Genomic DNA, 19094 nt, shown 5'->3' with positions numbered 1-19094 from the left:
ACAACGGTTCCGCCGGCGGGGTTTCCGGCCGGCGGTTCCTTTCACCGCTCAGGCGGTGGCGATGTAGGCCCTGATCTCATCCGCCTCGCGCTCGACATCCTCGATGCGGCGCTTGACCACGTCGCCGATGGAGACGATGCCATCGAGCAGGCCGTCCTTTTCCACCGGCAGATGGCGGAAACGGCCCCTCGTCATGATCTCCATCACCTCGTTGACGGTGTGGTTCTCGTTGCAGATCTTAACCTTCGGCGTCATTGCCGAACGCACGGCGATATCGAGCGCGGCGGCACCTTCCTTGGCGACAACCCGCACGATGTCGCGCTCCGACAGGATGCCGACAATCTTGTGATCGCCATTGGTGATGACCAGCGCGCCGATCTTGTGTTCGGCCAGGATGCGGATGGCTTCGCTGAGCTTTTCATTCGGCCCGAGCGTCAACACGTCGTGGCCCTTTTTTTCCAGAATTGCCTTGACCGTCATGGCGTCCTCCTCTGCTTCGCCTGCCGGTTCCCTGCCCAGACCGGCTTTCACGTAAGAGTGAACATCGTGCGCCGTGATCGGCTGCATTTCAAGTGCGGGGGTCGGTGGTCTCCCATTCCGGCGGCTGCCGTCGCCGATCAAACCAGCGCAGGCCGAAAAAGCCGGCGACGAAGCCGCCAATATGAGCCTCCCAGGCGATCTGACCATCTACTCCAGGCGCAAATCCGAGCAGGCCGGTGGCGAGGTTGATGATCATCCACACGGCAAGGAAGATCACGACACCGCGCGAACGCAAGACAAGCGCGATCGGCAGCACGGGGCCGGCGAAGGCCGCCTTGCCTGCAGAGCGGTCGGTGCGGAAACCGAAACGCGCCGCCGCACCCATCATGCCCGATATGGCGCCGGAGGCGCCGACCAGCGGTGCCTCGCCATAGGGGTGCATGGCCCAGAAGAGCGCCACGGCGGCCAGCCCGGTAATGGCGAAGAACAGAGCAAACCAGATCCCGCCGAGGCGATTGGCCAGCGGCGAACCAAAAGCGGCGAGCCAGACCATGTTGACGGCGATATGGGCAAAACCGCCATGCATGAACGCATAGGTGAAGGGGCGCGTGAACAGAAACCAGTCGAAGCCGTATTGCCCGGTATAAAGGACGGGAATGAAGGCTCCATCGTAGAGCAGCGTCATCTGCTGCGCGTCGTTCAGCACATATTGCTGCAACAGGAAGACGGCCGCGCAAATGCCGATCACCGCCAGCACGATCGGCGGCAGGTTGAACACCGGTTCGCGCACAGGCGGCGGCAGGCTTTCGGCCGGCTCGGCCTCGGTTGGATTTTGCTGTTCGCTCATCTGCAATCGCACTCGGTGCTGTTCGACCTGGCGAGCATCTAGATCACGGCCATTGGAACCGCAAACGGCGAATCGCCCCAGTGCGAATCAAAAAAGAAGCCGTCCAAGGTTTCCCTTGAACGGCCGGTCTAGCCCCCTGCTCCCCTAAAACTCTTGACTGAAGTGCTGCCGATCGTCGCGAAACGACCGCTTCTGGAGTGGTTTTGGTGTGCCACAGGGCCTGCTCGGGGGCAACGTAAACCAGTTGTTAACCTTAACGTCCCCGACCCGTGAACAAGTGTTAACGACGCTGGCACGCTTCCTGCTCCGCAACGCATGTAGGTCATCGGAGGGCGCCCTTCTGTTCACCGATGGGACATCAGACGACAGAATGCGCGGAGCAGCATACCATGAACCAAAACGGATCGATCACGCTGTTCCATTATTGGAACCGCCTGCGTGACGGACGCCCTGCTCCGAAGCGATCGGAAGTCGAGCCGGCCGATATCAAGTCGCTTTTGGCCGACACGTTCATCCTGGAAAGAGACACGCGCGGCCAACCGGTCTTCCGCCTCGCCGGCACCAGGCTCTGCGCCTGTTATGGCCGCGAACTTAAGGGGTTCTCCTTCCCGTCGCTGTGGCGCGAGAAGGATCAGCGTCTGGTCTCACGGCTGATTCACGGGGTTTTCGACCAGAAATCCGTGGTGCTGATCAATTTCGAGGGCTTCAGCCGCAATGGCCGCTCCAACAAGTTCGAATTGCTTGCCTTGCCGCTCGACGGCGGCATCGAGAACCCGCGCTGCCTTGGCGTGATCAGTGCCGCGGAGAAGCCGTTCTGGCTGGGCGCCGACCCGATCACGGACGCAATGATCGATTCGATCCGTGTCATCGATCCGGAGAAAGAGATGCTCAACAACCGTCCGGCGATCGACGTTCCCTCGCTTGTTCCAGCCGATCTCGAGGCGCCCGATACGATCTCGGCGCTTGGCCGGGCGCGCCGCATCCGCCATCTCGTCGTCTTCGACGGTGGACGCGACGAATAGTTGATGATCGTACGGTCTCGCAGGCTCGTTTTTCCCCTTTGTTAACCCGCTTTGTTGTACTTCTGTGATGAAGTTCCTCGCATTGACGCGCGGGAATGCCAAACGGGGTATAGGCAGTCATGAGGTCAGCGGCGGTCGACTACGCACCGTCCCAAGCTGAAAGGCGTAACTTTCAGCGCGTCCGGGTCAAGATATACGGGCGATTCATGCTGGAAGACCGCACCGAGCACCCTTGCCAGGTTGTCGACATGTCGCCTGGCAATGTCGCGTTCCGCACCGATCGCATCGGCATGCCCGGCGAAAAGGTGATCGCCTATATCGACCATATCGGCCGCATCGAAGGCGTCGTCACGCGCACGCTGCAGGATGGCTTCGCCATGACGGTGATTGCGTCCGACCGCAAGAAGGACAAGCTGGCGGCGCAACTGACCTGGCTCGCCAACAAGCACGAACTCGACCTGCCGGAAGACCGCCGCCACGAGCGCGTCGCGCCGCGCAACCCGACCAGCGTGCTGCAGCTCACCGACGGCCGCCAATACCAGTGCCGGATCATCGACCTGTCGCTGTCGGGCGCCGCGATCGAGATCGACGTCAAGCCGGCGATCGGTGTCCAGGTCATGCTCGGCACCATGCGCGGCCAGATCGTTCGTCATTTCGAGGATGGCGTCGCCATCGAATTCGCCGTCATCCAGCGCCCCGAGACGCTCGATTCCGAATTCAACACGCCACGCGCCTGACCGGATCAAACGGACGCCGCAAGCTAACCGGCCCTGCGTGGCCGATTTTTTGTTTCCGGCCGGCGGCGATTTGTCCCTTCGCGAGTGGCCGGGCTGGCTTCCAGCAGGCAGGCTGCCTTTCGGGGCATGCGCTCCGATGCCGCCCGGGCAATCCAAACAATTCAATACTCAAATGATTCAAATTTTATGTTTATTCTATTGGCGTTTTACTTAAAGTCTGCTTCGCGCTTTTGCGTCAAATAAATCCAGCCGTGGCAATGTCTCCTTCGAACGGGGAGACTAGAAAATGAAAAAAACGAGGGGCAAGCTGTTGCTTATGGCAATGGCGATGCAGCTTTCCGCTTGGGGATCAGCATATGCCGCGGGACCGGCCTATATGCACACTGGCGGCCGTACCACACAGCCTGTTGGCCACTATGAATTCTGCCAGCGCATCCCTGGCGAATGCAACGAGAAGACGCCCAAGGGCGCGCCGGTCGACCTGAGCCGCAAGCTCTGGGCGACGATCGTCAGCATCAACAATTCGGTCAACACCCGCATCAAGCCGCGCACCGACATGGAAAACGACGGTGTCGAGGAGTACTGGGCCTATCCCGACAATGGCTATGGCGATTGCGAGGACTATGCGCTGGAGAAGCGCCGCGAACTGATGGACGCGGGCGTGCCGGCAGGCGATCTCCTGATGACGGTCGCGCGCCAGCCCAATGGCGACGGCCACGCCGTGCTGACCGTGCGCACCAGCCTCGGCGAGTTCATCCTCGACAATCTGGAAACCAAGGTGCTGTCCTGGACGGACACCGACTACACCTATCTCAAACGTCAATCGGCGGAGAATTCCGGCGTTTGGGTGACGATCAATGACGGCCGCTCCGACGCGGTCGCCAGCGTCCGCTAGGACGAACGAGAAACCCGGTCGAGTCCCCACCCTCCCCGTCCCCAACGACCGGGTCAAAGGAGCCGGCCCCGTCCCCGGGCCGGCTCCGCCATTTCTGGGGTCAAAGCTAGTGATCGCTACCGGGCCGATGCGGGCTTCTCTACGAGTCTTTGGACTAGCTGTCTAAGTTCGGACGGCGTCGTATGACCGCCGACGATCTCGTGATAGCTGATGCCCGCTCGACGCAAGGCTTCCTTTTTCACCGCGTCACGCGCAGCCGCTGAACCCTGATAATGTGCATGGCCTTGGTATTCGAGTGCATGCCGAGGCTGACAGTTCTCGTCTACAAGAAGGAGGTCCACCCGCTTCGAGTTGATGCAGCTGTAGGCGACGGCATCCGTGCTATGCAGAATTTCGCCCAATGACACTTGAGCCATCACTTGCCATCCCGGATTGCAGCCAATCACCATGCGATCAAGTTCCTTAAAGACGCGCACTTCGCTCTTGTTGAGGAGCGGTTGAATAGTGAAGTTCGCACCCATGACAATCCGCAATTGGTCAGCGGGATCGGTTGGTTTCGGTGGTGCGGAAACAGGCTTCGGGGCGATCCATAGGCCGCTAAGGATGTCGCCGCCGCTGCGCTCTCTCGCCCAACGCAAGCGGTTCTTTTCCCTCCACGCCTGTCTCCGCTTCCTCGATAGGAAACGCTCCAAGGCCATGCCGACAATCACGCCAGCCAACAGCATGCCGAATGGCAGAATGATTTGCTGGACAAGCTCGCTAAATTCGGGTGGCATGCAAGAAGCTACCTCCGCGATGCAGGTCTTCGTTGGAACCGGAGGTTCCACTATAACAGTAAAGGGTCGAGCGGTCTGCAATACCAATTTTGCGACGCTTTCACATCGTACTTTCCGCGACTCTTAGAATGCTCCGGCACAGCGCGCCATTCTCCGGTGTATCCAGATCGACTTGATCGTCGCCAAGTTCTAGAATATCGTAGGTATGTGGAGGCGTTCTAAAGTTCGTCTGGAAGCCGTTGTGGGTGACCTGATGGATGCTGTTCTTACGCTCGGCATTTACCACAAAATACTGCGGAGTGGCACTCAAAGAGTGTTGTCTCGTGCGAGGGTTATCCCGTCCGAATAAGGGGCAATCGATCACGGTTGCTGCACATCCGCTTCATGTTGATGAAGAAAAAGGATGTGTAAAATGAGCAAAAAACTGGCAAAACTCAGAACCGTTCAAGCCAACAAGCAAGGTTGGCGATGCTTCTACTGCAAATTCCGGATGTGGGGCGGAGATCCGGCGCCGTTTTCGGAGCGCTGTCATCTCCCTCTCGGATTGCTCGGTCGATTCCGCTGCACCGCTGAACATCTGAAACCAAAAAAAAGTGGCGGCGAAGACAGGCTCGAGAACATTGTTGCCGCATGCGAATTTTGTAATCGCACCCGGCATAGGGTGCGAGATGCGCTGTCGCCTGCTGCCTATCAGCAGCGCGTCCGAAGGCGAATAGCGGCCGGGAAATGGCATCCGCGTGAGTGTCATCACTCTTTAAAATGACATTACGTCCGACGCACTTGGATGGTGGTGGGCCGCTACGGACATCGGACAAAGCCAACCCTTGTACGTGATCTTGCTTTCAAATGGCTTTTGATCGCCGCAGTATGAGCGATCAAAGCCACCTCTGGATCACGGCGATGTTGGAAATCCCGGAAGATCGATGCGAGCGCCATCGCCTGTTCAAGGCGATCGACGATGCCTTCAAGGCCGGCGACTTCGATGGCCTTGGCAAAGCCCTGGGCGGTTCGCCCCGTTGGTTCGACGAACGTATGCCGTTCGAACTCGGCCTCGGACATCCTTTGGAATACGCGATCTATTGGAGCCCGGTCGGCTTCATCTCGACATTGCTGGATGCAGGCTCGGATCCGAATTACGGGGATCACGGCGGGTTTCCGGCAATCATTGCCGCGCTGTCCACCGACCGGGCCGACCGACCGGAAATCATCCAGATGTTGATCGAGGCTGGCGCCGATCCCAATATGCGGGGCGTGAACGACTGGACGCCGCTACACTATTCGGTGGCCGTTCGTAGCGCCGAGGCGATCCGCCTGCTTTTGGCGGCTGGCGCCGACCCTACTCTTGCAACCCGCATCGATGACTATGCGACAGCCATCGAGGAAGCGGACATTGCCGGTTTTGAAGCCGGTGCTTCATTGCTGCGTGATGCCATGGCAGGGCGCGGCTCTAATAGATAATAGCCCGGTCCGGGACGCACCCCGTGGCGATACGGATCGGCCGAAACTGGCGTCAGACCTTCTTCAGCCCTGCCTTGAAGCGCTTGCCATTGGCGACGTAGTGCGCGGCCGAGCCGCGCAGCCTGGCGACGGCTGCGTCGTCCAGCACCTTGATCGCCTTGGCCGGTGAGCCGACGATCAGCGAATTGTCCGGAAATTCCTTGCCTTCGGTGACCAGCGCGCCGGCGCCGACCAGCGAATTCTTGCCGATCCTGGCGCCGTTCAGCACGATGGCGCCCATGCCGATCAGGCTGTTGTCGCCGATCGTGCAGCCATGCAGCATGGCCCGGTGGCCAATCGTGCAGCCCTCGCCGATGGTCAGCGGAAAGCCCGGATCCGTGTGCATGACCGTGTGTTCCTGCACATTGGTGTCGGCGCCGATAATGATCGGCTCATTGTCTGCGCGAATGACGACGCCGAACCAGAAACCGGCATTGCGGCCAACGCGCACGTCGCCGATCAGCGTCGCATCGGGCGCGATCCAGTTTGAACCCGCGTCGTCGAAGCTGGGCTGCGTTCCGTCGATCGCATAAAGCGGCATTGTCGGCCTCCGAATCGTCTCAGATGCCGGACCCTAAGAGACGGATCGTCCATGAGGCAATGGCAAGCACGACGATGCCCAGCGCCAGCGACCAGGCAATCGCCGTGCAACCGCATGACAAGAGCGCCATCGTCGAAATGCGCTTCTCGCGGCGGGCATCGAGGGCATCATTGACCAGCATGAACGGCCCGGCACCAGCGGTGGCCGCCAGCGAGCGCAGCACATGCGCGGTGGATACATAGGGCTCGGCGAAGGCGACCTTGCGGCCCGACAACAATTCCATCGTCGAGCCCGTCAGCCCGCACGCTGTCAGCCCGACGACAAAAGCAAACAGGAAGAGTTCCATCTGAGCCATCTTAACCCTCCATTTACCATGAAATCGCACAGTCGTTTCAGGAAGGTTGCAAGAGCCGTGCCGCGCGATGTGTGCCGCCGGGGGACACCGGAAATGGCGGTTGGGATGAGGACCGAGATGAAGCAGGCAGCGATCGCCGACGGCCCTGAACTCACCGTGGTCGATTCCACGCTGATGAAGCGGGTGTTCTATGCCTTCGCGGCACTTGCCTTGCTGTCGGTCGCTATCAGCCTTGGCGGCAAATGGTTCGGCCATAGCATCGCCATGGCCGGATATACCGACGACACGACGGTGCGCCGGGTGGTGATCGGCAACAATGTGATTTCCGTGCCGGCCAATTTCATCCGTTTCGACCAGGCCCGGCGCGACGGCATCGCTTCGCGTCTCGACCTTTATCTGCGCTATCCCCAGATGGACGGGTATAGCGAGGCGGCCCGCGACGATTTCAATCACTCGGAAGCCAACAGGAAGATCATCTTCCTGTCCTTCGAACAGCAGATGATGTCGCGCGACATGAGCGGCCGGTTCACGCCGATCTACAGCGCGCTGATCGTCCAGCCCGGCATTCCGGGACCAGGCGGCACGACGGTCTACGGTTTCAATGAGAAATCAGGCTACCTGAACGAGGTGCTGGTGGTCGGCAAGCGCGGGGGAAAGGACCTTTTCGTGGCCCGCTGCCTGAGCGGGCCGACTGCCGGTCAATCGCTGGCGCCGTGCGAACGCGACATCCATGTCGGCGACGATCTCAGCCTCACCTACCGTTTTCCCAAGGAATTCCTTGGCGACTGGCAGGCACTCGACGCGGCAATGACCGCTGAGGCCGGGCGAATGCTGAAGAGCGGACATTGAGAGACAGTCGCAGGCCGCGCCTCGCGCGGCCTGCCATTTGATACGGGATCAGCCCAGATCGATGTCGAGGATCGCCATCGAGAAATTGTAGTCGCCGTCGTCCTCATCCTTGAAGACGATGCCGAGGAACTCGTCACCGACATAGACTTCGGCGGAATCTTCCTTGCGCGGCCGTGCCTTGACCTCAAGCTTGGGGTTCTGGAAGACGCGCTTGAAATAGGCGTCCAGCTTTCTGATTTCGTCCGGCTTCAACAGTCTTCTCCGATCATCGGGCTTGCTGGTTTGAAGGGCGCTTCTGGCACGTCGACAATGGCGATGTAAAGGCAAGCCGGCCGTATTGCACCGCAAGCGGCAGCGCCGCCGGACAAAATCGCAATCGCGCCGGACGGCGCGCCGGCGCAGAAATCAGATATCGAAGCTGATCACCTGGTCCATCGACTGCGACGGCAGGAGCTGGTCCATCTGGCGCGAAGGCTGGTCGCAGCCGGTCTCGCCGACCACGCGGGCCGGCACACCGGCAACCGTCTTGTTGTGCGGCACGGGTGACAGCACCACCGACCCGGCGGCGACCTTGGAGCAATGGCCGATCTCGATATTGCCGAGAATCTTGGCGCCGGCGCCGATCAGCACGCCGCGGCGGATCTTGGGATGGCGGTCGCCGCCGGCCTTGCCGGTGCCGCCCAGCGTCACGCCGTGCAGGATCGACACATCGTCCTCGATGACCGCGGTCTCGCCGACGACGAGGCCGGTGGCGTGATCGATGAAGATGCCCTTGCCTATGCGCGCGGCCGGGTTGATATCGGTCTGGAAGACCGAGGACGAGCGGCTCTGCAGATAGAGCGCGAAATCCTTGCGGCCCTGGGTCCACAGCCAATGCGCCAGCCTATGGGTCTGAATGGCGTGAAAGCCCTTGAAATAGAGCACAGGCATGATGAAACGGTCGCAAGCCGGGTCGCGGTCGTAATAGGCCTGGATGTCGACACGCACGGTCGTCGGCCATTCCTTGTCGTCGGCCAGCATGGTCTTGAAGGTCTGGCGGATCAGGTCGGAGCCGATATCCTGGTGGGCAAGCCGCTCGGCGATCCGGTGGATGACGGCCTCTTCCAGGCTCTCCTGGTTGAGGATCGTCGAATAGAGAAACGCGGCAAGCAGGGGGTCGCGGTTGACGGCGTCCATCGCTTCGTCGCGGATCGAACGCCAGATCGGATCGACCGGCTGCAACGCGCTATGGCGGGAAATGCTGATGCTGTTCATCGACGTCGCGTCCTGCTGGCTTGCCTGTTGTCCGGCGGCACATATAAGCCAGATCATAGCATGATTGAACTCAATTTTCCTTAGTGCTGTGTCAAATGGATTTGGTCCGCAGGAATTCAAGCGGCCATGGAAAACGAACCCTTGATCGCTGAGTCGCCGGAAAGCTGCCTTTCGCGCCCAGCGGCCGGACGATCCGAGTGACTGGCTCGAAGAGGCTGAGATCGATTAACTGGACGGATGACCAACATGGAAGACCAGCCCTTGATCGACGAACCGCTGAAACGGGAACTCGCGGCGCTCTACCTGGCCGAAAGCCGTCACTATCACAACCTTGCCCATATCGAGGCGATGCTGGCGCTGGCCGGCGATTACCGAGCGCTGCTCGGCGATCCGGAAGCCGTCGAAGCGGCGATCTGGTTCCACGACGCCATCTATGACAGCAAGGCCAAGGACAATGAGGCCAGAAGTGCGGCGCTTGCCGCGCAAAAGCTCGCGAGCCGAACCGACCCGGAGCGCCTGGACCGCATCGGCGCGATGATCCTCGCCACCGCCACGCACCAGTTGCCCGGGTTCGATGACGACGCGGCCACACGCGACGCCAGCCTCTTCCTCGACATGGATCTGTCGATCCTGGGCGCCGCGCCGGATGCGTTCGACGCCTATGAACGCGCGGTCCGCCGCGAATATGGCTGGGTGGAGGAGCCGATGTGGCGTGCCGGGCGAAGTGCCGTGCTGAAGGATTTCCTAGCCCGCCCGCGCATTTTCCTCACCGAGGAATTTCGCCAGCGCTTCGAGCCGCAGGCCAGGCTGAACATGGCGCGCTCGCTGGAGGCCTTGCAAAGGACCTCGTGATTTTCGCCGGGGTGCGCGGGGCTTTTGCATGCGGCCACAAGAAGCCAGACTGCGAGGGGCGGATCGCCGAAATCGTCAAACGTGAATTCTTCTGAGGTGCCGACATTATGAGCAGCAATTTCTTCCAGCCGGTCGATGCCTCGGCCGTTCCCCGTTTTGCCGGGCTCTCGACCTTCATGCGGCTGCCGGCGGTGGCGAGCGCCGAAGGGCTCGATATCGCGCTCGTCGGCATACCGTGGGATGGCGGCACGACCAACCGCGCCGGCGCACGGCACGGCCCCCGCGAGATCCGCAACCAGTCGAGCCTGATGCGGCGCGCCCACCATGTGTCGGGCATCGAACCGTTCAGCATTGCCAATGTCGCCGATGTCGGCGACCTCTCGGTCAATCCGATCAACCTGATGGACGGGTTGAAGCGCATCGAGGACGGCGTCGCTGCGATCGTGGCGGCAGGCGCCATTCCGCTCGCCGCCGGCGGCGATCATCTGACGACTTTGCCGGTGCTGCGAGCCGTCGCCAAGGATCGTCCGGTGGGCATGATCCATTTCGATGCGCATTCCGACACCAATGACCGTTATTTCGGCGACAATCCCTACACGCACGGCACGCCGTTCCGCCGCGCCATCGAAGAGGAACTGCTCGATCCCAAACGGGTCGTGCAGATCGGCATTCGCGGCTCGATCTATGAGCCCGGCGAGCATGACTGGGCGGTCGCCCAGGGCATTCGCATCATCTACATGGAGGAGTTCGTCCGGCGCGGCGCGGCCAGCGTCATGGAAGAAGCGTGCGCCATCGCCGGAACCGGCCCGACTTATGTGACCTTCGACATCGACTGCATCGACCCGTCGATGGCGCCGGGAACAGGCACGCCCGAGCTCGGCGGCTTCACCACCCGAGAGGCGCAGGAAATGGTCCGCCTACTCGACGGATTGCACATTGTCGGCGCCGATGTCGTGGAAGTGGCGCCGCCATTCGATCTCGGCAGCATGACGGCGCTGGCGGGTGCGACGATGATGTTCGAATTGCTATGCGTGCTGGCGAAGTCGGTCCATGAAGCGAGAACGCGCAAGATCAGGTGAAGGCTCCCATGGTCGGCGCCATTGCCGCGAGGATGGGCAGCCCGCCGCCACCGATAGCCCGTTGAGAACGATCCCCAGCAGGCCAAGGGTGCGATTGTCGTTGGAACGCGCCAGCCCACAGGCAGACCGCTCAAAGCGGATATTCAGCATAAAACTCCAGCACGCGTTTCTTGAAGGTTTTGTCCCCGACCGCCAGCATATGGTCCCTGCCCTCGATGTGGAAAGCCCTGGCGTTCGGCATCAGGGCGGCGAGGTCGTCTGGCGAGCCGCCAATGTCGTCTGTGGTGCCGACTGCGACCAGCGTCGGCTGGGCGATGCGGGCAATATCATCCTCGCTCAGCAACTCCCGCGATGTGGCGATGCAGGCGGCAAGCGCCCGGCGATCGCTGCGGGTCTGGTCGGCGAAAGCGCGGAAAGAGCGGCCGCGCGGATGGGTGGTCGTGGCCGGATCGTCGACAAGCAGGGCGTCGGCAATCGGATCCCAATCGCCGACGCCATCGATCATGCCGATGCCGAGGCCGCCAAAGACCAGCGTCGCCACCTTGTCCGGATCCGACAGAGCCAGAAACGCCGCGATGCGAGCGCCCATCGAATAGCCCATGACATGGGCCCGTTCGATGCCGAGATGATCGAGCAAGGCTGCGGCATCCGAGGCCATTTTCGCCGGCGTATAGTCAGCCTCGTCATAGCTCTTCGATGACGAGCCATGGCCGCGATTGTCGAAGGCAATGGCGCGATACCCGGCATCGTTGAGCGTCTTGAACCAGCCGGGCGACACCCAGTTGACGTAGTGGCTCGAGGCGAAGCCGTGGATCATGAGCACGGGATCACCCTGCCCCGATGCCGGTTGGCGGTCGAGGAAGGCAAGATCGAACCGGTCATGAGAGAAGAACTGCATCGGCTGCCCCACCTCGCGTTCAGCCGCCGCCGTTGGGTGCGTCACCATTGTCCGGCGGTGGCATGCCAGGCCCGGATACGGTGCCAATTGCCGGGTGGCGCAAGAGGTCGCCATACCCGATGCCGTATTTGGCGGCGGCGCCGGCCTTGAGCTCGAGCACGAAGCGCACGGGCACGCCGGGCGAAATGATGGCCTGGGATTGCGGCTCGCCATGTTTGACGGCCCGGATCTTGCCATCCTGGCCGACAAAGATCAGGTCCAGCGGCATCGGCGTGTTCTGCATCCAGAAACTGACCTGTTGCTGTATCTCGAAGACAAACAGCATGCCGTGATCGTCCGCCATGTCCTGGCGATACATCAAGCCGGCCTCGCGCTCCGCGTCGTTGTCGGCGATTTCGATCGAGAAGGAGCGATTCCCATCTTTCGTCACCACGACCAGCGGCGTCGGGTCGACCGGAAGGATCATCGCCCGACTGTCGGCCGAGGTCGCCCGTTCCGAATAGAAGAAAGCGCCTGCGGCCACGATCACGGCCGCAATGGCGCAAAAAACGCCCGCCGTCAGCCAGTTCCTGCGAGTCATCCACGATCCTCTGCCGAAATCGTCCTAGTGCGAAACCGGCAAGGTGCCCATATCGGGGTGAATTTCGGCGGCCATAAGGCCTTTATCACCGCGGCCGAAACGGACAAGCACGACCTGCCCCGGCCGAAGCTCGGTGATGCCATAGCGGCGCAAGGTTTCCATATGGACGAAAATGTCCTCGGTGCCTTCGCCGCGCGTCAGGAAGCCGAAGCCCTTGGTGCGGTTGAACCACTTGACCAAAGCGCGTTCGAGTCCGCTCTCCGGCGTCACCGCGACATGGGTGCGCTGTTCCTGCATTTCGGCGGGATGGACGGCGGTGGTGACATCCATGGAAAGCACGCGAAAGGCCTGCAGCCCGCGATCGCCCTGCTTGACAAGGCAGACCACGCGCGCGCCCTCCAGGGCAGTCTGGAAACCGTCGCGTCGAAGGCATGTCACATGGAGGAGGATATCGCCCGAGACACCGTCATCGGGTAGGATGAACCCATAACCCTTGGCCACATCGAACCACTTGATGGCGCCGGCAATTTCGGTCAGGTCGGCGGCGTCGCCGCCTTCGTCGCGCTTCAAGGCGTCGCCAAGGGTTCCGGCCCGCCCCGTCAAAGAGGCCTTTTCCCCCATAAGAATGCCCCCTTTTTTCAAGAACACCGCAACTGATTCTTGACACCAGATTAACACCGCGGCTTCCGGTGTGTGCAAGACCTTCCCTGCCTTTTTTCACGGTTCATTGCGGGAATACCGGATTTGTTCTTTGCCGGCATCGCCGGCCGCGGGAGATTGCCCTTTCGCCGGGCCGACCCTATGTTGCGCCGCATCCCAACAGATCGAGGAAAACTCATGCGCTATCTGCACACCATGGTCCGCGTCGCCGACGTCGATGCCTCGCTCGATTTCTACTGCAACAAGCTCGGGCTGAAGGAGGTCCGCCGCTACGAAAACGAGCAGGGCCGCTTCACGCTGATCTTCCTCGCCGCCTCCGAAGATGAGCAGAGCGGCATCAACGACAAGGCGCCGCTGATTGAACTCACCTACAACTGGGATCCGGAAGACTACAAGGGCGGACGCAATTTCGGCCACCTCGCCTATGAGGTCGATGACATCTACGCCACCTGCCAGCATCTGATGGACAATGGCGTCACCATCAACCGGCCGCCGCGCGACGGCAACATGGCCTTCATCAGATCGCCGGACGGCATTTCGATCGAGCTTCTGCAGAAGGGCCCGGCGAAAGCCAAGGCCGAACCCTGGGCTTCGATGGCCAACACGGGAAGCTGGTAGGCGTCGGCCTGGCACCGGGCGGAAGTTGCCCGGCCGCCTTTTGGCGTTTTTCACGAAGACACCTATCTACCCGAACATGGCGCCAGCCTGACAGGTCTGGCGCCATGTCAAGCAATGGGCGCCTGCCCTTCCGGAGAGTTCACTCATGCCGACCAGCCGTGCCGATGTCCCCACCGAACATGCCAGCCGCTATCTGCAGCAGCTGTGCAAGCACTGGGCGCACAAATTTCCCGTCGAATTCGATCCCACCCATGGCACGATCGATCTGTCGCTCGGCCGTACTGTCATGGATGCGGACACGGCAGCGTTGCACATCGTGGTGTCAACCGACGAAGCGGGATCGCTCGAGCGCCTGGAAAGTGTCGTGGCCGACCACATCAAGCGCTTTGCCTTCCGCGAAGAACTGACCTTCGACTGGAAGCCGGCGACGGCAGCGTAGGTGTTTGTTTGAGCACGATCCTGAAAACCGGTACCCATTTTTCGGGGTCATGCTTTCCCGCCGGCCCGGCCGGCCATCTCCAGCAGCGCCAACACCGAGCGCCAGTTGCGCGCGGTGCCCGGCACCTTCAGAACGCGCGGAATGAGGTTGGCGAAGACTGACTTGCCGAGCCCGTCCGGCGCGCTGAGGTAGAGCACGTCTCCCTTGACTTCGAAGCGCTCGGGGCCGGTGCATTTTTCAGCCAGCCGCGCCACCTCTTCGGCGGTCGGCTCACGCTCCAGCGCATAGGCGTGGAGCTTGGTGTGGTCGGCGGCCGCTTCCGGATAGGGATTTTCGCTCACCAGCCGTCCCAACCAGGAAAGATCGCGCACCATGATGCGCGAATGAAAACCCCATTTCTTCTCGAACGCCGCTTCGATTTGTCTGGTCAGCGCGGCGGCGCCGCCTTTGCCGGCCCGGAACACGACATTGCCGCTCTGCACATAGGTGGCGACGCCGGAAAAGCCGAGATCCTCGAAGAACGAGCGCAGCTCCGCCATCTTGACGATGCGGTTGCCGCCGACATTGATGCCGGAAAACAGGGCGATGAAGACCTTTGCGCTCATATGATGAAGCCCGCCAATGTCTCGTTGTCGGTGATGTCCTGATACTGGACGCCCTCGGTGTCGAAATTTGCCTTCAGCAGGTCGAAATTGCGACGGTCCTTGGTTTCGATGCCGATCAGCACCGAGCCGAAATTGCGCGCCGACTTCTTCAGATACTCGAAGCGCGCGATGTCGTCGTCCGGACCCAACATTTCGAGGAAGTCGCGCAGCGCGCCCGGCCGCTGCGGGAAGCGGATGATGAAGTATTTCTTCAGGCCTTCGAAGCGCAACGCTCGTTCCTTGACATCCGGCAGCCGCTCGAAATCGAAATTGCCGCCCGAAACCACGGCGACAATGGTCTTGCCGCGGATCTCTTTCCTGGAAAAATCCTTCAACGAATCGATGGCCAACGCGCCGGCCGGTTCGAGCACGACGCCTTCGACATTGAGCATCTCGATCATGGTCGCGCAGAGCCGGTTTTCCGGGATCAGCCGCACCGTATCGGCGGCGAATTCCTTGAGATACCGCAAGGGTTCGCGGCCGATCTCGGCCACCGCCGCGCCATCGACGAAGTTGTCGACCTTGGCGAGCTTCAGCCGTTTTCCCGCCGCGAGGCTGTCATGCAGGCTCGGCGCGCCGGCCGGTTCGCAAAAGACGAAACGCGCCTCCCGGCCTTGGTCGGCGAAATAATGCGTGACGCCGGCGGCGAGCCCGCCACCGCCGACCGGCAGCATGATGATGTCGGGCATGCGCGCACCCGGCATCTGGTCCGCGATCTCATAGGCGACCGTCGCCTGACCCTCGATAATGTCCTTGTGGTCGAAGGGGGGCACCATGTGAGCGCCGGAGCTTTCGGTGAATTCGAAAGCGGCGCGATAGCAGTCGTCGAAAAAGTCGCCGACCAGCCTGATCTCGACGAAATCGCCGCCGAACAACCTGGTCTTGTCGATTTTCTGCTGCGGCGTCGTCACCGGCATGAACACCACGCCCTTTTTGCCGAAATGGCGGCAGACGAAGGCAAAACCCTGGGCATGGTTGCCGGCCGACGCGCAGACGAACAGTTCGGCCTGGTTGCCGGCGGCAAGCGCCTTGCGGAAGAAATTGAAGGCGCCACGGATCTTGTAGGAGCGCACTGGGCTCAGATCCTCGCGCTTCAGCAGCACCCGGGCGCCGGTCTTCTTCGACAAATAGTCGTTTTCCTGCAGCGGCGTTTCCGGAAAGATCTGGCGGATCGCAGCGGCCGCGGTGGCAACGCGGGAGGAGAAACTGTTCATCGGGAAGCCACCTTGTGCCGCATGTCCGCGCGGACCCTTGTCATCGACATGGCCGCGCAGCGTGTGTTTATTGCACGCTGATCTCTCACAGCCGATCCTGCCTATGGCATATCCGGCCCCGCAACGCCATTGTCCGGTCGTTCGCAACTCTCTTCAGCCGAAATTCGTATAATATTCGCAAGCGCTTGTACCCATTTGTTCATTCCGTTGTATCGACTGGTCGCGAAATCGAAGCGACGCGAGCCTTCGCGGCCGACGCATCCGGCATCCGCCTCGAGCTGGAGGTGGCTGCCCTTTTCCCGGCTTTTCCTCCGCCACTTTGGCTTTCGCGCAACAGTCCGATGGTCGTAGCCAGGCGCTGACCACATTTCGGCTGGACACGACTTAGTTCTGCCGCACTCTCCCTGTCCGGGAGGTGTCGCGGGGGTAGATGGGCCTTTTGGCCGGAGTGGAAATTTCAGGCGTGCCTTTGAAGAAGATCGTTACTGTTTGTCTCGCCTTGCTCGTCGCCGGCTGCGCCGGCCCGCAAACGCAGGAATTGCTTGGCAGCGCCATCGTCGCCGCGCCGGTGACGGATATCGCCGGCAACCACTCGATCTTCATCACCACGACGCGCAAGAAATCCGACGATCCCAACAAGGTTTTCGATGGCGAGCGCTCGGCGACGCTGAACTATGCCCGCGTCAACGTCACCGTTCCGGGGATCCACACGACCGGCCAGATCGAACGGCGCTCCCGCGGCAAGTCGGATGACCCGGCCAAATATTTCATGGCCTCCGAGGTTGTCGGCTACGACACACAGCCGAAATTCTCCAGCGCGCTCAACGCCGATATCGCGGCGCGCGGCGGCCGCGTCATGGTCTTCGTGCATGGCTACAACACCGGTTTCGACGACGCGGTCTACCGTCTCACCCAGATCGTCCACGATTCCGGCTATCCGGGCACGCCGATGCTGTTTTCCTGGGCATCGGGCGCCAAGACCACCGACTATGTCTATGACAAGGAAAGTGCCAGCGCCGCACGTGACCAGCTCGAAGTGACATTGCGCATGCTGCAGCAGTCCGGTGCGCGCCGCATCGACATTGTCGCGCATTCGATGGGAACCTGGGTGACCATGGAAACCCTGCGCCAGATGGCCATCAGCGGCGACCGCGACCTTGGCGGCAAGCTCGGCGACGTGGTGCTGGCCTCGCCGGACATCGATGTCGACGTGTTCAAGAGCCAGATGCGCCGCTATGGCAAGCCCGACAAGCCGTTCATCCTGCTGTTGTCCGACGACGACCGCGCGCTGAGGCTTTCCGGCCTGATCGCCGGTTCACGGCCACGCGTCGGCGACTACAAGGATGCTGCCGATCTTGCCTCCTACGGCGTGACGGTGGTCGATCTCTCCAAGGTCAAGGGCAGCGACAGCTTCAACCATACGAAATTCGCCGACAATCCGGCCTTGGTGAAGATGATCGGCCAGCGGCTGCGCGAAGATGACGGTTTTGCCAGCGACAGGGACGTGACCGACCGCGTCAGCCTGCTCGGGCAGTAGATGCGGCGGCGCGAATTTCGCCGTGCCTGTTCACCATTCACGAGGTATCGGGCCACTTTGAACTGGACCGCGCCGGTCTCTGGCTCTATCGCAATAGCGGTGACGTCATGCTTTTGACGTCCCCCTTCATGGGAGCCGGCGCTTGAGCTTGCGCTTGAACAGTTTCGTCCTTGCGTTGACGCTCGCCCTTGCCGGCTGTGCCGGCCAGAACACGCATGATCTGCTCAACAAGACGAATGTGTCGGTGCCAGCCTCCGACATCGCGGCCACGCACGAAATTTTCGTCGCTACAACCCGCCAGCAGGCGACCAAGGATCCGCGGCAGGTGTTCGACGGCGATCGCTCGTTGACCACCAGCTACGCCCGTGTCGACGTCACCGTGCCGAAGGTCCACCAGATCGGCGCCATCGAGCGGGCCAAGGGCTCGGCCAACTCGATCCCGGCAAAGCAATTCACCGCCACCAATGTCGTCCACTATGGCGATGCCTCGCAATTCGCCAAGGCGGTCGGCGCCAACATTGCCGTGCGCGGGGATCGCGCACTGGTGTTCGTGCACGGCTTCAACAATGGCTTCGACGACGGCATTTACCGGCTGACGCAGATCGCCCACGACACGAAATATCCCGGCACGCCGGTGCTGTTCTCATGGGCGTCGAGCGCCAAGACGACGGGCTATATCTACGACAAGGACAGCGCCAGCGCCGCCCGCGACGATCTCGAGGCGACGCTCAGAATGCTCGCCAAGACACGGGTCAAGAGCATCGACATCATCGCCCATTCGATGGGAACCTGGCTGACCATGGAGGCGCTGCGCCAGCTCGCCATCACCGGCGACCGCGATCTCGGCGGCAAACTCGGCTATGTCGTGCTGGCGTCGCCCGACATCGATGTCGACGTGTTCAAAAAGCAGATGATCCGATACGGCAAGCCGGACAAGCCGTTTGCCGTGCTGCTGTCCGGCGATGACCGTGCGCTCAAATTGTCTTCACTTATCTCCGGCGACAAGCCGCGTGTCGGCGACTATGGCAATGCGGCCGATCTCGCCAGCTATGGCGTGTCGGTGGTCGACCTGACCAAAATCAAGGGCGGCGACGGTGGCCTCAACCACGCGAAATTCGCCGACAATCCCATCCTGGTGCAGTTGCTCGGCGATCGCCTGCGCACCCCTGCTGGCCTGGCCTCCGACGAACCCGATCCGGCGCAGCTCAACAATCTCGGCCAAGGCCTCGGCAAAGCCGTCGGTTCGGTCGCCGAGGTCGTCATAACCACGCCGTTCAAGGTGCTGACCATCGTCACCGGCGGGTGAGCCAATCACCCGCG

At 61.5% G+C, this 19094-nt stretch carries 24 protein-coding genes; 12 read left to right on the top strand and 12 right to left on the bottom strand.

Annotated elements, in window-relative coordinates:
* Window positions 1–48 precede the first annotated feature (48 nt).
* Together FJV83_RS06975 and FJV83_RS06970 are read right to left on the bottom strand one after the other, a co-directional pair.
* Window positions 49–480, bottom strand: coding sequence for a CBS domain-containing protein (locus FJV83_RS06975; RefSeq protein ID WP_010909196.1), 432 nt, complete (start codon window positions 478–480; stop codon window positions 49–51).
* Between the two features lie 88 nt (window positions 481–568).
* Window positions 569–1327 carry a rhomboid family intramembrane serine protease gene (locus tag FJV83_RS06970; protein WP_142884672.1) on the bottom strand — a complete coding sequence of 253 codons (759 nt, stop codon included), beginning with the start codon at window positions 1325–1327 and terminating at the stop codon, window positions 569–571.
* 389 nt (window positions 1328–1716) lie between these two features.
* Between FJV83_RS06970 and FJV83_RS06965 the strand changes: the two genes are divergently transcribed.
* From FJV83_RS06965 to FJV83_RS06955, 3 genes are all read left to right on the top strand, one after another.
* The gene (locus tag FJV83_RS06965; RefSeq protein ID WP_095770862.1) at window positions 1717–2349 is read left to right on the top strand and encodes a PAS domain-containing protein; all 633 of its coding nucleotides are present in this window, start codon (window positions 1717–1719) and stop codon (window positions 2347–2349) included.
* Between the two features lie 119 nt (window positions 2350–2468).
* Window positions 2469–3086, top strand: coding sequence for a PilZ domain-containing protein (locus FJV83_RS06960; RefSeq protein ID WP_010909193.1), 618 nt, complete (start codon window positions 2469–2471; stop codon window positions 3084–3086).
* A gap of 286 nt (window positions 3087–3372) precedes the next feature.
* On the top strand, window positions 3373–3981 hold the full coding sequence (locus FJV83_RS06955) for a transglutaminase-like cysteine peptidase (protein WP_095770290.1): 609 nt from the start codon (window positions 3373–3375) through the stop codon (window positions 3979–3981).
* A gap of 116 nt (window positions 3982–4097) precedes the next feature.
* Here FJV83_RS06955 and FJV83_RS06950 read toward each other — a convergent pair whose 3' ends face one another.
* The gene (locus tag FJV83_RS06950; protein ID WP_095770291.1) at window positions 4098–4757 is read right to left on the bottom strand and encodes a DUF2726 domain-containing protein; all 660 of its coding nucleotides are present in this window, start codon (window positions 4755–4757) and stop codon (window positions 4098–4100) included.
* 412 nt (window positions 4758–5169) lie between these two features.
* On the opposite strand from FJV83_RS06950, the gene FJV83_RS06945 reads away from it, so the two are divergent.
* Both FJV83_RS06945 and FJV83_RS06940 read left to right on the top strand, forming a co-directional pair.
* On the top strand, window positions 5170–5520 hold the full coding sequence (locus FJV83_RS06945) for an HNH endonuclease (protein WP_185973280.1): 351 nt from the start codon (window positions 5170–5172) through the stop codon (window positions 5518–5520).
* Window positions 5521–5624: 104 nt separating this feature from the next.
* The gene (locus tag FJV83_RS06940) at window positions 5625–6215 is read left to right on the top strand and encodes an ankyrin repeat domain-containing protein (RefSeq protein ID WP_246691811.1); all 591 of its coding nucleotides are present in this window, start codon (window positions 5625–5627) and stop codon (window positions 6213–6215) included.
* A gap of 52 nt (window positions 6216–6267) precedes the next feature.
* On the opposite strand, the gene FJV83_RS06935 is transcribed toward FJV83_RS06940, so the two are convergent.
* Both FJV83_RS06935 and FJV83_RS06930 read right to left on the bottom strand, forming a co-directional pair.
* Window positions 6268–6795, bottom strand: a complete 528-nt coding sequence (locus FJV83_RS06935) for a gamma carbonic anhydrase family protein (RefSeq protein ID WP_142884674.1) — start codon at window positions 6793–6795, stop codon at window positions 6268–6270.
* A gap of 19 nt (window positions 6796–6814) precedes the next feature.
* Window positions 6815–7150: a hypothetical protein gene (locus tag FJV83_RS06930; protein WP_095791511.1), complete on the bottom strand. Its 336-nt coding sequence runs from the start codon at window positions 7148–7150 to the stop codon at window positions 6815–6817.
* A gap of 117 nt (window positions 7151–7267) precedes the next feature.
* Between FJV83_RS06930 and FJV83_RS06925 the strand changes: the two genes are divergently transcribed.
* Window positions 7268–7999 carry a hypothetical protein gene (locus FJV83_RS06925; protein ID WP_142884675.1) on the top strand — a complete coding sequence of 244 codons (732 nt, stop codon included), beginning with the start codon at window positions 7268–7270 and terminating at the stop codon, window positions 7997–7999.
* Window positions 8000–8047: 48 nt separating this feature from the next.
* On the opposite strand, the gene FJV83_RS06920 is transcribed toward FJV83_RS06925, so the two are convergent.
* On the bottom strand, window positions 8048–8251 hold the full coding sequence (locus FJV83_RS06920; protein WP_019857879.1) for a DUF3126 family protein: 204 nt from the start codon (window positions 8249–8251) through the stop codon (window positions 8048–8050).
* A gap of 153 nt (window positions 8252–8404) precedes the next feature.
* A complete protein-coding gene (cysE, locus tag FJV83_RS06915) occupies window positions 8405–9253 on the bottom strand; it encodes a serine O-acetyltransferase (RefSeq protein WP_095770865.1) in 849 nt (282 codons plus the stop codon).
* A gap of 246 nt (window positions 9254–9499) precedes the next feature.
* On the opposite strand from cysE, the gene FJV83_RS06910 reads away from it, so the two are divergent.
* Window positions 9500–10105 (top strand): hypothetical protein, encoded by a 606-nt coding sequence (locus tag FJV83_RS06910; protein WP_142884676.1) that lies wholly within the window; start codon window positions 9500–9502, stop codon window positions 10103–10105.
* A 107-nt stretch (window positions 10106–10212) separates the two neighbouring features.
* Complete coding sequence (gene speB, locus FJV83_RS06905) at window positions 10213–11184, top strand: agmatinase (protein WP_095788208.1); 972 nt, start codon at window positions 10213–10215, stop codon at window positions 11182–11184.
* A gap of 130 nt (window positions 11185–11314) precedes the next feature.
* Here speB and FJV83_RS06900 read toward each other — a convergent pair whose 3' ends face one another.
* The 3 genes from FJV83_RS06900 to FJV83_RS06890 are packed head-to-tail and all read right to left on the bottom strand — an operon-like array spanning window position 11315 to window position 13283.
* Complete coding sequence (locus tag FJV83_RS06900; RefSeq protein WP_142884677.1) at window positions 11315–12082, bottom strand: alpha/beta hydrolase; 768 nt, start codon at window positions 12080–12082, stop codon at window positions 11315–11317.
* A gap of 19 nt (window positions 12083–12101) precedes the next feature.
* Window positions 12102–12662: a DUF192 domain-containing protein gene (locus FJV83_RS06895; RefSeq protein ID WP_142884678.1), complete on the bottom strand. Its 561-nt coding sequence runs from the start codon at window positions 12660–12662 to the stop codon at window positions 12102–12104.
* A 24-nt stretch (window positions 12663–12686) separates the two neighbouring features.
* The gene (locus FJV83_RS06890) at window positions 12687–13283 is read right to left on the bottom strand and encodes a cold-shock protein (protein WP_032920553.1); all 597 of its coding nucleotides are present in this window, start codon (window positions 13281–13283) and stop codon (window positions 12687–12689) included.
* A gap of 216 nt (window positions 13284–13499) precedes the next feature.
* On the opposite strand from FJV83_RS06890, the gene gloA reads away from it, so the two are divergent.
* Both gloA and FJV83_RS06880 read left to right on the top strand, forming a co-directional pair.
* A complete protein-coding gene (gloA, locus tag FJV83_RS06885) occupies window positions 13500–13940 on the top strand; it encodes a lactoylglutathione lyase (RefSeq protein WP_010909179.1) in 441 nt (146 codons plus the stop codon).
* 145 nt (window positions 13941–14085) lie between these two features.
* On the top strand, window positions 14086–14379 hold the full coding sequence (locus FJV83_RS06880) for a DUF2218 domain-containing protein (RefSeq protein ID WP_095791515.1): 294 nt from the start codon (window positions 14086–14088) through the stop codon (window positions 14377–14379).
* A gap of 47 nt (window positions 14380–14426) precedes the next feature.
* On the opposite strand, the gene FJV83_RS06875 is transcribed toward FJV83_RS06880, so the two are convergent.
* Together FJV83_RS06875 and ilvA are read right to left on the bottom strand one after the other, a co-directional pair.
* On the bottom strand, window positions 14427–14984 hold the full coding sequence (locus FJV83_RS06875) for a DUF1697 domain-containing protein (protein WP_142884679.1): 558 nt from the start codon (window positions 14982–14984) through the stop codon (window positions 14427–14429).
* Entirely contained in the window at window positions 14981–16237 is a 1257-nt protein-coding gene (ilvA, locus tag FJV83_RS06870; RefSeq protein WP_142884680.1) for a threonine ammonia-lyase IlvA, read from the bottom strand. Before ilvA ends, FJV83_RS06875 begins: the two co-directional genes overlap by 4 nt.
* Window positions 16238–16667: 430 nt before the next feature.
* Between ilvA and FJV83_RS06865 the strand changes: the two genes are divergently transcribed.
* Window positions 16668–17774: an alpha/beta hydrolase gene (locus tag FJV83_RS06865; RefSeq protein ID WP_179295906.1), complete on the top strand. Its 1107-nt coding sequence runs from the start codon at window positions 16668–16670 to the stop codon at window positions 17772–17774.
* Between the two features lie 142 nt (window positions 17775–17916).
* Entirely contained in the window at window positions 17917–19080 is a 1164-nt protein-coding gene (locus FJV83_RS06860) for an alpha/beta hydrolase (protein WP_095770299.1), read from the top strand.
* Window positions 19081–19094 lie beyond the last annotated feature (14 nt).

Origin of the sequence: Mesorhizobium sp. WSM4307 (assembly GCF_007003945.1) — a bacterium.
Lineage (GTDB): Bacteria > Pseudomonadota > Alphaproteobacteria > Rhizobiales > Rhizobiaceae > Mesorhizobium.
This window is presented reverse-complemented; position numbering and strand designations above follow the sequence as displayed.

Coding starts and splice junctions, on each gene's coding strand:
- FJV83_RS06975 (WP_010909196.1), bottom strand. CDS start 480: ATGACGGTCAAGGCAATTCTGGAAAAAAAGGGCCACGACGTGTTGACG.
- FJV83_RS06970 (WP_142884672.1), bottom strand. CDS start 1,327: ATGAGCGAACAGCAAAATCCAACCGAGGCCGAGCCGGCCGAAAGCCTG.
- FJV83_RS06965 (WP_095770862.1), top strand. CDS start 1,717: ATGAACCAAAACGGATCGATCACGCTGTTCCATTATTGGAACCGCCTG.
- FJV83_RS06960 (WP_010909193.1), top strand. CDS start 2,469: ATGAGGTCAGCGGCGGTCGACTACGCACCGTCCCAAGCTGAAAGGCGT.
- FJV83_RS06955 (WP_095770290.1), top strand. CDS start 3,373: ATGAAAAAAACGAGGGGCAAGCTGTTGCTTATGGCAATGGCGATGCAG.
- FJV83_RS06950 (WP_095770291.1), bottom strand. CDS start 4,757: ATGCCACCCGAATTTAGCGAGCTTGTCCAGCAAATCATTCTGCCATTC.
- FJV83_RS06945 (WP_185973280.1), top strand. CDS start 5,170: ATGAGCAAAAAACTGGCAAAACTCAGAACCGTTCAAGCCAACAAGCAA.
- FJV83_RS06940 (WP_246691811.1), top strand. CDS start 5,625: ATGAGCGATCAAAGCCACCTCTGGATCACGGCGATGTTGGAAATCCCG.
- FJV83_RS06935 (WP_142884674.1), bottom strand. CDS start 6,795: ATGCCGCTTTATGCGATCGACGGAACGCAGCCCAGCTTCGACGACGCG.
- FJV83_RS06930 (WP_095791511.1), bottom strand. CDS start 7,150: ATGGCTCAGATGGAACTCTTCCTGTTTGCTTTTGTCGTCGGGCTGACA.
- FJV83_RS06925 (WP_142884675.1), top strand. CDS start 7,268: ATGAAGCAGGCAGCGATCGCCGACGGCCCTGAACTCACCGTGGTCGAT.
- cysE (WP_095770865.1), bottom strand. CDS start 9,253: ATGAACAGCATCAGCATTTCCCGCCATAGCGCGTTGCAGCCGGTCGAT.
- FJV83_RS06910 (WP_142884676.1), top strand. CDS start 9,500: ATGGAAGACCAGCCCTTGATCGACGAACCGCTGAAACGGGAACTCGCG.
- speB (WP_095788208.1), top strand. CDS start 10,213: ATGAGCAGCAATTTCTTCCAGCCGGTCGATGCCTCGGCCGTTCCCCGT.
- FJV83_RS06900 (WP_142884677.1), bottom strand. CDS start 12,082: ATGCAGTTCTTCTCTCATGACCGGTTCGATCTTGCCTTCCTCGACCGC.
- FJV83_RS06895 (WP_142884678.1), bottom strand. CDS start 12,662: ATGACTCGCAGGAACTGGCTGACGGCGGGCGTTTTTTGCGCCATTGCG.
- FJV83_RS06890 (WP_032920553.1), bottom strand. CDS start 13,283: ATGGGGGAAAAGGCCTCTTTGACGGGGCGGGCCGGAACCCTTGGCGAC.
- gloA (WP_010909179.1), top strand. CDS start 13,500: ATGCGCTATCTGCACACCATGGTCCGCGTCGCCGACGTCGATGCCTCG.
- FJV83_RS06880 (WP_095791515.1), top strand. CDS start 14,086: ATGCCGACCAGCCGTGCCGATGTCCCCACCGAACATGCCAGCCGCTAT.
- FJV83_RS06875 (WP_142884679.1), bottom strand. CDS start 14,984: ATGAGCGCAAAGGTCTTCATCGCCCTGTTTTCCGGCATCAATGTCGGC.
- ilvA (WP_142884680.1), bottom strand. CDS start 16,237: ATGAACAGTTTCTCCTCCCGCGTTGCCACCGCGGCCGCTGCGATCCGC.
- FJV83_RS06865 (WP_179295906.1), top strand. CDS start 16,668: ATGGGCCTTTTGGCCGGAGTGGAAATTTCAGGCGTGCCTTTGAAGAAG.